The organism is Rhodohalobacter sulfatireducens, assembly GCF_022012475.1.
Taxonomy (GTDB): domain Bacteria; phylum Bacteroidota; class Rhodothermia; order Balneolales; family Balneolaceae; genus Rhodohalobacter; species Rhodohalobacter sulfatireducens.
Window position 1 is genome coordinate 20,527 of the sequence record NZ_JAKLWS010000043.1, and the last position, 10,116, is coordinate 30,642.

Here is a 10,116-nt window from a genome sequence, read left to right on the forward strand (position 1 = left end):
TAGTTTCCTCAATAAAGAAATAAAATTGTTGCTTTTTCATATTGAACGTAATGCATCACTCAAAAAAAAAATGCTCGATAACGGTAATTATCACCGCTTACAACTCTGCAAAATTTATTTCTCGTTCTATTAATAGTGTTGTTAATCAAAAAGATGAAGAATGTAAAATTATTGTAATAAATGATGCCTCAACAGATAATACTTGGGAAGTAGTGAAAAGGTATGGAGATCGTGTTAAATACATAGAATTTGAAGAAAATAAGGGGCCTGCTGTAGGTCGTTCAAAAGGTTTATTTGAAACTGAAACTGAATTCGTGGCATTCTTAGATGCAGATGATTACTGGAAAGAAAATTTTGCCCGATTTATGAAGCATTTTTTAGTGGCAAATGAAGACTTGGTTGCTGCTAATTGTGCATATAGTAGTATAAGTTATAAAGGAAATGAACTCCAACAGCCTTCTCTCTCAATGGAAGATAAGGAGTACTATAAGGGTGGTAACGTTTGTAATAATTTTTATGAATATTGGACAAAGTACGATTGCATTCGGACAGGAACTGTATTAATGCGAACAGAAATAGCAAAAAAAACTGGTGGTCTAAGGAAAGATTTAAGACTTACTGAAGACTTAGAATTCTGGGGGTACTTGGCAACTTTTGGAAACTGGGGATTTATGCCGAAACATCTTTTTGTGACTGACCAACAAATCTTAACACCTTCAGAAAGACTTAAAAAATTCAAAAGAAGATTTTCGTTTTTTAAAGAACTTGATATTAAATCCTGGAAAAAACGAATTGACCCAAAATTACAAGATTCACAATCTAAAAAGGCTTTTAATGAATACTTAATTAATATCTATACTACGATCGCATTTGCTAAAGCTTACACATTTTCTTTCAAAGATTCCTATCAGTTTGTAAGCAGAAATCGAACCAGGATAAATGAGAATGGATGGGGAAAAGCACTCAGAATGGGGGTTAAAGCGGGTCCGCTTTTTTGGCCTATTCTATGTATGGGGCTTAGGTTCAGAGAGATCGCAAAATCATATCTATTTTTTATGTTGAGATCAACTTAATATTGAAAATTATAATTTTGATCTCATCGTAATTACATTATAAAGCATACTTATCTTTGATTTTCAAAATCTCAATCAACTACTCTATTAAAAACCGTTAAAAGATGAAGCACGAATCGTTAAATAAACTCTCAATCTGGCGTTTTCTAACGGTGAGTGGTGGTCCAGGATATCTACTATTAGCATATCCAGTTATATATGCCCTTATTAGTCGTCGAAGGGAGTTCGATGAGGTCGCTACAGTTGACACTTCAGCTACTATTCAAATTATCCTTGCCGTTCTATCATTTACAGTCGCTGTTTACGTCTTTGCAAAAAACAGAACTCATCGAAGGTTACTTTTAAATACACCGATGAAATGGTTATTACTGTATGCTGTTTGGGGGGGGATAACCATGATATGGAGCGTACATTTATCAATGACAGCTTACAGGGCTTTTGAAAATATAGCCTATTTATCACTTATTACGGCTGTAATAAGCAGGTTGTATCGAATGATAGGTATTGAAGGTATGATTGACTGGATTCTAAAATATGCCGTTTTTACCATATTCACAGGTTTACTACGAAGAGCTATGCAGTTCGACTTATCAATTTTTTCACTGGAAACCCTCTTTTTAGAACAGATGAATTCCACTCCTTATTTTTTTCTAGCTCTTCTTTTACCTGTAGGTTGGATGGTTAAGAGTTTTATTCTTCCCATTTCGATATTCAGTCTGTCGAATACAGCGTATGCAGGCTTTGCAACCGGTATTTTAGCTTTTGGGAGAGGAAACAAATGGTTAAAAATTTTATTGATTGTTATTTCTTTTGGAATACTGTTTTCAGTGTCTTATTGGGGGCCTCAAAGCTTTCTTCAAAGCACAATCTTTTATGGCCAGCAAGGAGTTGGAATGGAATATACAACAGGAAGATATCAATTATTTGAACTTGCCTACAATGAATTCCTGGAGAAACCTTTTATTGGATATGGATTTGTGGCCGGGGAAACATTTATCATCAACAAGGTTTTACTTGCCTCAATTGGAACTCACAATGGTTTGTTGTCTGCTTTATTAGGAACAGGTGCAATTGGAGCTTTCTTTTTCGTTATGTTTTTTTGGGGTATTCTCAGAAAAACAAATTCAGATTTACTTCCGCCAAAATTAAGAGCTGTTTTTTTAGCAACAGCAATTTTAATAACAGTTCACACTATGGGGAATCCGGGAATAGGCACACGGGTCTATGGAACATGGATCCCGGCAGTAATTATATTTTCAATGATAAGTATGGCACACCTTCATTTTAAACGACTATCATCCAATGAGAATAACCTGGGTTACACGTAGTTTTTTAGATTACCGTATTCCGGTTTATGAACAGATACACCGGTTAAGTGGAGAAGACCTTACAGTGATATATTATGCAGATGTAGTTCCAGACAGATGCATAAAAAAATTAAAAAATATATTAGGAAATAAGGCTATTGGATTAACAGGGGAGTTTCGTTTTACTGGAAAAAAATCACAACCTGTCTCATCAAGTAAGAAAAAGGGTTTACGTATACCATTCCAACCCGGTTTGATAAGAAAAACACTCCAAACAAAACCAGATGTTTTACTTAGTGACGGTTTCTTTCAGTGGACATATTCTCCATTATTATTACGATTAATAAAGAGAGTTCCGCATGTTATGTGCTATGAAGCGACAAAACATACGGAACGAAATACGGGATATTTAAGAACATTATATCGCAAAATAGCTGCTAAACTTATTGATCATATAGTGTGCAATGGGCAACTATGTTCTGAGTATGTTCAAAGTCTGAATTACCCGGATAAAAAAATATCTTTTGGTAACATGGCAGCAGATACTTCAGGATTACAAAATAGTGCACAGAATTTAACTACTGAGGAAAAGTTAGAGCTCAAACAAAAATTAATGCTAAAGAAGTATGTTTTTTTGTTTATTGGCAGATTAGTACAATTAAAAGGAGTTAGACACTTGGTAGATGCTTGGTTGAAAATATTCAATAATAAGTCAGATGTTTCATTATTGATTGTAGGTGAAGGACCAGAGTCAGAAGAACTAAAAGAAATTACAACTAATACGAACTCCACTAATGTTCATTATGCAGGTAGAGTTAACTACGATGATATTTACAAATATTTTGCTATTTCTGATGCTTTTGTAATACCTACGTTGCAGGACAATTGGTCGTTAGTGGTTCCGGAGGCGATGAGTTGTGGGTTGCCCATACTTTGCTCAAAGTATAATGGTTGTTGGCCGGAATTAGTACAACAAGAAAATGGGTGGGTATTTGATCCATTAAATACTGATGATTTTGTTAATACGCTTGAAATGGCATGGCAAAACCGTGAAAAATGGGATGAAAAGGGAAAAAACTCTTTAGAAATTATCAAAGAACATACACCGGAAAAAGTTGCGAATAGTATTTATCAGGCATGTGTATCTGTTAAATCTTAAAATATGAACTTTAAAACTTGGTCTTATTTGTTTCGCTATTCTATGGCAAAACCGGGGGCACTCTCACAATACAGAAGTTCACTTCAGAATCAGTTTTTAAGCAAAGAACATCTTGTTGATATAGTATGGAAAAAAACAAGAAAGTTAGTTGATAATGCCTATCAAAATGTACCATGGTATAAAAGTAAATTAGATGCTAAGAATATTAGTCCTGATAGAATCCATACAGAGACACAATTTCGAGAAATCCCAATTCTAACCCGTGAGGAGTTAGCAAACAACTTTCAAGAGTTCATTTCAAATAAAATAGATGCCGGTGATCTTAAAATCTCAACGACGGGTGGCAGTACGGGCCATCCATTAAAGATTGGAATGGATCCAAAGACTGTTCGTGAAGTTCCAAAATGGCAAATGCTATCTTGGTGGGGGCTTTCTCCTTTAGATAATATGGCTTCAATATATCGGGGTTTACCTGAAAAAGGAATAAAAAAAGCAGCCTGGAATTTTATTAGATGGCCTCAGAAGATATTACATATGGATGCAACAAATATTACTCCAGATAATATTGAATTATTTTTGTCTGAATATTCATCAATAAAACCAAGGTTGGTTCATGGATATGTAGGAGGGATAGAAGCAATTGCTGAATATATTATTGATAACAATATTGAAATTCAGTCACCTAAAGTGGTTTGGACTACTGCTGCTCCAATATCGAAAATTCAAGAAGAAAAAATCAGTGAGGCTTTTAAAGCTCCTGTTTGTGACCAATATGGGTGCAGTGAGTTGTATTTTATTGCAGCTGAATGTCCACAAAAAAATGGATTACATATTTTTTCGGATTCAGTTAAAGTTGAAATTCTTGATGATAACAATGACCCGGTTCCAAATGGCAAATATGGAAAAATTGTAATCTCTAATCTTAACGAATATTCATTTCCTCTTATTCGATATGAAAATGGCGACAGAGGCAGGTTGTTAAAGCAAAAGTGCAGCTGTGGGCTATCTTTACCTTTAATGGATAAAGTAAAAGGAAGAATGTCCGATAATATTGAACTCCCAGATGACACTATTTTATCAGGAGAGTATTTAACAACTATCTTCGACGACTACACTGATACTGTCAAACAATTTCAAATAGTTCAGCATAAAAGGGGTGATATAACAGTGAAAGTTGTTCCCTACAAAGGTTCGAAAACAATTTCCAATGTAGTTAAATCGGTAGAGATGGAACTACAAAAACGTATTCAAAATCAAGTTGATTTAAATTTCAAGATTGTGGATCACGTTCAACAGAAGCGCGGTAAAATTCAATTCATAATTAGCGAATGAATTTGAAATTTCTATTTGTTCACAATAATTACGCAAGTAATAATAGTGGAGAGGAGCATGCAGCAGAGGGGTTGGCTAAACTTCTTGAGGAAAATGGTCACATAGTGGAATGGTATCGTCGTAGTTCAGCAGAAATAGTGGGTTCATTATCAAAGAACTTGAAGGCATTTTTCACAGGAATTTGGAATCCATTTGCTGTCAAAAAGCTCATAGACAAAATTGAAGAGTTCCAGCCCCACATTGTTCAGGTACAAAATGTATATCCTCTTATTTCTCCAGCTATATTCAAGGTTCTGAAAAAAATGGAAATTCCTGTTGTGATGCGATGTCCTAACTATCGCCTATTCTGTCCAACAGGATTACATCTTGACGGTCAAAAAGAGGTTTGTGAAAAATGTTTAGATAGGGGGCGTGAATTAAACTGCATAAAAAAAAACTGTGAAAATAATTTATCAAAAAGTGTTGGTTACGCAGTCAGAAATTTTACTGCCAGGAAATTTTGGGGAATTTTAAAATATCCTGATGCTTTCATTGTTCAAACGGATTTCCAAAGACAGAAATTTATTAAGAATGGCATTCCCTCTGAAAAGCTTCATGTAGTACCTGGATTAGTTCCGGATATTGATATAAATGAAGCAGCCATTGGAACCAAAGTAACATTTGTAGGCAGATCAAAAGCCGAAAAGGGAATTCTTGAATTCATTGAAGCAGCAAGGATGTTGCCTGATATTGAATTTTGTGTAGCCGGTGAGATTCATGAGTCTTTAAGTGGAATTGAATTTAAATCATCAGATAATGTAGAGTGGTTGGGTTTTCTGGATAAAAATGATCTAAATAATTTATATGAAAATAGTCGAATCATTGTAGTTCCGGGGAAATGGTACGAGGGATTCCCGAATGTAATTACAAGAGCAATGAAATTTGGCAAACCGGTAATTACAAGTAATTTGGGAGCGATGGCTTCTATTATAGATCATGAGGAAAACGGTTTATTAGTAGAACCTGGAGATGCAGAAGATTTAAAAGAAAAAATTGAAAGATTGTATCCTGATACTGATAGATGTCAAAAATTTGGACAGAATGGGAGGAGAAAGGCAAACCATAACTATTCATCGCAACAAGTTTACAATAAACTAATGGATATCTACGGAGTACTAAATGCTGTTTAGTTCCTGGGAATACATTATTTTTTTTGCGGTTCTAATCCCAGTTTACTTCCGCCTGGAGCAGCAATACAGGAACTATCTGCTTTGTATTGCTTCCTATTATTTTTATATGTCGTGGCGCTGGGAATTTGGCTTCCTGATGCTATTTGTTTCCATAGTAAATTTTTATACCGGCAAAAAGATAGCATCTAGGAATACAGGGAATAGAAAAGCCTGGCTTTTTGGCGGGATATTTATCTCTCTTCTCCCTCTTTTTTATTTCAAATACGCCAATTTTTTTCTTGAGAGTATGAATGTCATAACATCTGAGGCCGGTTATGACATCAGTAATCTTTATGTAAGTGTTATTCTACCGGTCGGCATCTCCTTTTTTACGTTCCAGGCCCTGAGCTATTCCATAGATATCTACAATGAAAAAATAAAGCCGGAAACCAATCTTGTAAATTTTATAGGCTTTGTCGCTTTTTTCCCTCAACTCATTGCGGGTCCTATTGAAAGAGCATCTAATATGCTGCCCCAGTTCAAAGAAAAGCACGTATTTAACTTTGATCACTTCAAAGAGGGGGCGATGTTATTTATTTGGGGGTTATTTAAAAAGATAGTGATTGCAGATCGTTTGGCCATCTATTCAGATCCGGTATTTAATAGCCCCGAACTTTATAGCGGTCAGACAATTTTCTTAGCGACCCTGTTTTTCACGTTTCAAATCTACTGTGATTTCAGCGGGTACTCGGACATGGCAATAGGCAGTGCGAGAATACTGGGTTTTAAACTGATGCAAAACTTTAATTTGCCATATCTGTCAAGCTCGATTGGTGAATTCTGGAAACGCTGGCATATTTCGTTATCGAGCTGGTTTTCTGATTACTTATATATACCGTTAGGCGGAAACAGGGTGCCAATACGAAGATGGGTTTTTAATATATACGTGGTATTCCTCGTTAGTGGTTTATGGCATGGAGCAAACTGGACATTTGTAATATGGGGAGGACTTCATGCCAGCTATTATTTAGTTGAATATATCGGCAAAAAAATAATCAGTTATTTTAACATTGAGTCCATCAGAAACCAAAAAAGCTATAAATATTTTAGAATTTTTGTGACGTTTCTACTCGTCTTCTACTCCTGGTTATTTTTCAGGGCCAATTCTTTAAGTGATGCGTTATATATGAGTGGAAAAGTTTTTGAATTTTCGGGAAGCCTCTGGTTTGGATCATCCTCTGTGACAACTCTATTGTCGCTGGCTTTAATTATTTTTCTAATAGTTGTTGAGCTTTTGCAGTACAATAAGAAGATACCCGTTTATATTAATCAAGAGTCTGTATTTCCAAAATGGCTTGTTTGGGCCTCATATATCATTCTTTTATTGGGAATTAGTATTTTTGGAATAAGCTCGAATGCATTTATCTATTTTCAATTTTAATTTTCTATTCGTTAAATCGGAATGTTTACGAGACGTTTAAATTCACCATTTATATATCTACTGGGTTTTATATCGCTTTTTTTGGGGGCGGACTACCTGGTTCATAAGGGTATCCAAACCGGATTAGAAAAGTATTATGGAATAAGTTCTGAAAATGAAATTGCGTTTGTGGGACATTCACATCTCATGTTGGGTGTAGATAAGGAACGCTTTGAGGAAGAGATTGGCAAAAAAGTTTCAAAATATACGATTGAAGGAGTAAATGTGTATGATCGTTATCTCATGCTAAATCATTTAATGGATGAGAATAAAAACCTGAAAACGATTGTGTATGGAGTTAATCCCTGGATGTTTACGGGAAGCGGCTTAAGTGAAAATTCATATCAGCTTTTTTTGCCATTCATGAATAATGAGTTGATAGGAAATTATGTTAAAAAAGAGATGGATGGTTTTGAGTATTGGCAAAAAAAAATAATTAAATCATCAAGATATAATGAACGGCTCGTAAGTGGTTCTATGCGGGGCTATTTGGGGATATGGTCAAACTTAAAATTCGGAAATCTTGATCCCGAAAAGTATAGAAAGAGAATTGAGAATGGGGATTATCGTCAAATAAACTCGTTGGAGACGAATAGAAATATATTCGAAAAGAGCATCAATGAGTTAACAAGTCAGGGGATAAATGTAGTACTTTTATACGTTCCAACCACCGATCTGTATAATGACCTGGAACCTCGAGAGTTTAGTAATGAGTTGGATTATTTCCGGAAGATCGAAAAAGAAAATGACAGAGTTTTGTATTTCGAGTATTTAAACGGATGGGAGAGTAATTATGACTTATTTTTCGACCCAATTCATTTGAACCCGGAAGGACAAGCCCTTCTTACGGAACAGTTTATTAGCGATATAGAGAAAAATGAAGAAAAGTTAAGTCCTTAAAAGATTATGAATCTATTAGGTTATAATATCAATCCAATTTATCCAGAGTATCCTTTTGAGGAGATAAAAGTTATTAATACGATCAATCCGCATTCATATTGTGAAGCAAAAAAAGATACAGAATTTCAGAATGCACTGAGAAAAGCTGATTGGTTGATTCCTGACGGATCAGGAATTGTGTTGGCCGCAAGAGTGATTCGTGGAGTTTCTATTCCAAAAATTGCCGGATCGGATATGCACACCCGGCTTTTAAAGATAGCAAATGAACAAAGTTTACGGGTCTTCTATCTTGGTTCATCAGATAATACACTTTTAAAAATTGAAGAGCGCATTCACAGGGAATATCCAAATATTCAGTGCGCCAGCTATAGCCCGCCTTTTAAACCAGCTTTCTCAAAAGATGATAGTGAACGAATGGTTGCAGCCATCAATCAATTCAAACCTGACATTTTATTTGTTGGCATGACGGCCCCCAAACAGGAGAAGTGGGTTCAAACGCATAAAGACAAGATCAATGCGAATGTAATTTGCTCGGTGGGTGCGGTTTTTGATTTTTATGCAGGTACACAGAATCGAGCACCAGAGTGGATGTTGCAACTTGGCCTTGAATGGCTCCATCGATTGGTACTAAATCCCAAACGTTTGTGGAAGCGGAACTTTATTTCTACACCAATATTCCTGAAAGACGTATTTAGAGAAAAGCTTTTAAATAAATAACTATGCTCTTCTGCTTTTAAAAAAACTGGAAAGTCAACGGCCTGAAACCACGGTTCTACACCCTCTGGCTGAAGCCGCTGAGGAAGATTGGGCAATACTTATGGGTTTAAGTCACCTACGCGCAAGGCTTCGGTGACCAAGAGTTTCAGGTTCAAGGTTTAAGGTTATTCTGCCAGAGTTAAGTGGCGTGGCTTTCGCATAAACGTCACAATAGTCGCAGTCATCGGATGAGTGAACCGGCTATGACGGAAGACCTGCCGAGAACATTCACTCGATGACTCACACACAGACGCTCCAACAGCCACCCCGTGCCACGACCCTGGAGTTCATGGCGGCTGATGGTTCAGCGCGGCACCCTTCTGCCTTGGGCATTCCATTGGGGGAATGGTCCATCAGTCATCGAGACTGATTTAGGTTCATCACCGATAATCCCGAGAATTCGGGACCCACACGCTTCGCCAATTCCCCTTTGTTCCGGTTTTTCTTCAAGGCCGGAGGGCTATGTCACCGAAATCCTATTATGTTTGCAACTGAATGCATTTAGGAGAAAGCGGGAATAGCGGGAAGGATTATCCGTGCGGAGGGAGAGCTTCTGGATTACGCTTGCGTAATCTCACCCCGGCGGGGTGATTGGTATTGTAACCCCGGGTGGAGGCCTCGTGAAGAGCGGAGCTCTGAAGAGAGGCCGCAACCCGGGGATGGGAAGGCCTCTAAAACAGATACCCCGAGGCGATGGGTATTGAAAAGGCAGGAAATCATCCGAGGGGTTGTGCAAAAAATTATGAATGGATTCTCTAACCATTAGAATGGAGACAGGGTTTTGGAACGACTAAAATGAATACAGATCGAAAAATGGGTACAAATGGACATTTGCGCCGGTTGGAGGTAGATAAATTGAATCGTGCGACGTAATTGCACCGATATGAACCCACCCCTTATAGCTGCGCTGAACGCTTCGCTATATGTCCCCTCCCCCCGACGGTTCGGGACGCGGCTAGAG

General features: G+C 36.9%; 8 protein-coding genes. All 8 read left to right on the forward strand.

From position 1 onward, the window contains the following. The first annotated feature begins 50 nt into the window (after positions 1-50). A complete protein-coding gene (locus tag L6773_RS19535; RefSeq protein ID WP_237856270.1) occupies positions 51-1,073 on the forward strand; it encodes a glycosyltransferase family 2 protein in 1,023 nt (340 codons plus the stop codon). A 104-nt stretch (positions 1,074-1,177) separates the two neighbouring features. Continuing rightward, positions 1,178-2,401 carry an O-antigen ligase family protein gene (locus tag L6773_RS19540; RefSeq protein WP_237856271.1) on the forward strand — a complete coding sequence of 408 codons (1,224 nt, stop codon included), beginning with the start codon at positions 1,178-1,180 and terminating at the stop codon, positions 2,399-2,401. After that, complete coding sequence (locus L6773_RS19545; RefSeq protein ID WP_237856272.1) at positions 2,376-3,539, forward strand: glycosyltransferase family 4 protein; 1,164 nt, start codon at positions 2,376-2,378, stop codon at positions 3,537-3,539. The genes L6773_RS19540 and L6773_RS19545 overlap by 26 nt, the downstream gene beginning before the upstream one ends. A 3-nt stretch (positions 3,540-3,542) precedes the next feature. After that, positions 3,543-4,871: a phenylacetate--CoA ligase family protein gene (locus L6773_RS19550; protein ID WP_237856273.1), complete on the forward strand. Its 1,329-nt coding sequence runs from the start codon at positions 3,543-3,545 to the stop codon at positions 4,869-4,871. Next, positions 4,868-6,040 (forward strand): glycosyltransferase family 4 protein, encoded by a 1,173-nt coding sequence (locus L6773_RS19555; RefSeq protein WP_237856275.1) that lies wholly within the window; start codon positions 4,868-4,870, stop codon positions 6,038-6,040. Before L6773_RS19550 ends, L6773_RS19555 begins: the two co-directional genes overlap by 4 nt. 106 nt (positions 6,041-6,146) lie before the next feature. Continuing rightward, the gene (locus L6773_RS19560; RefSeq protein WP_237856277.1) at positions 6,147-7,460 is read left to right on the forward strand and encodes an MBOAT family O-acyltransferase; all 1,314 of its coding nucleotides are present in this window, start codon (positions 6,147-6,149) and stop codon (positions 7,458-7,460) included. Between the two features lie 21 nt (positions 7,461-7,481). Beyond that, positions 7,482-8,399: an SGNH/GDSL hydrolase family protein gene (locus tag L6773_RS19565; protein ID WP_237856280.1), complete on the forward strand. Its 918-nt coding sequence runs from the start codon at positions 7,482-7,484 to the stop codon at positions 8,397-8,399. A gap of 6 nt (positions 8,400-8,405) precedes the next feature. Beyond that, positions 8,406-9,116, forward strand: a complete 711-nt coding sequence (locus L6773_RS19570) for a WecB/TagA/CpsF family glycosyltransferase (protein WP_237856281.1) — start codon at positions 8,406-8,408, stop codon at positions 9,114-9,116. Positions 9,117-10,116 lie beyond the last annotated feature (1,000 nt).

What these genes read in the sequence shown, in the direction of transcription:
- L6773_RS19545 (WP_237856272.1), top strand. Translation starts at nt 2,376, where the DNA reads ATGAGAATAACCTGGGTTACACGTAGTTTTTTAGATTACCGTATTCCG.
- L6773_RS19560 (WP_237856277.1), top strand. Translation starts at nt 6,147, where the DNA reads ATGTCGTGGCGCTGGGAATTTGGCTTCCTGATGCTATTTGTTTCCATA.
- L6773_RS19570 (WP_237856281.1), top strand. Translation starts at nt 8,406, where the DNA reads ATGAATCTATTAGGTTATAATATCAATCCAATTTATCCAGAGTATCCT.
- L6773_RS19535 (WP_237856270.1), top strand. Translation starts at nt 51, where the DNA reads ATGCATCACTCAAAAAAAAAATGCTCGATAACGGTAATTATCACCGCT.
- L6773_RS19550 (WP_237856273.1), top strand. Translation starts at nt 3,543, where the DNA reads ATGAACTTTAAAACTTGGTCTTATTTGTTTCGCTATTCTATGGCAAAA.
- L6773_RS19540 (WP_237856271.1), top strand. Translation starts at nt 1,178, where the DNA reads ATGAAGCACGAATCGTTAAATAAACTCTCAATCTGGCGTTTTCTAACG.
- L6773_RS19565 (WP_237856280.1), top strand. Translation starts at nt 7,482, where the DNA reads ATGTTTACGAGACGTTTAAATTCACCATTTATATATCTACTGGGTTTT.
- L6773_RS19555 (WP_237856275.1), top strand. Translation starts at nt 4,868, where the DNA reads ATGAATTTGAAATTTCTATTTGTTCACAATAATTACGCAAGTAATAAT.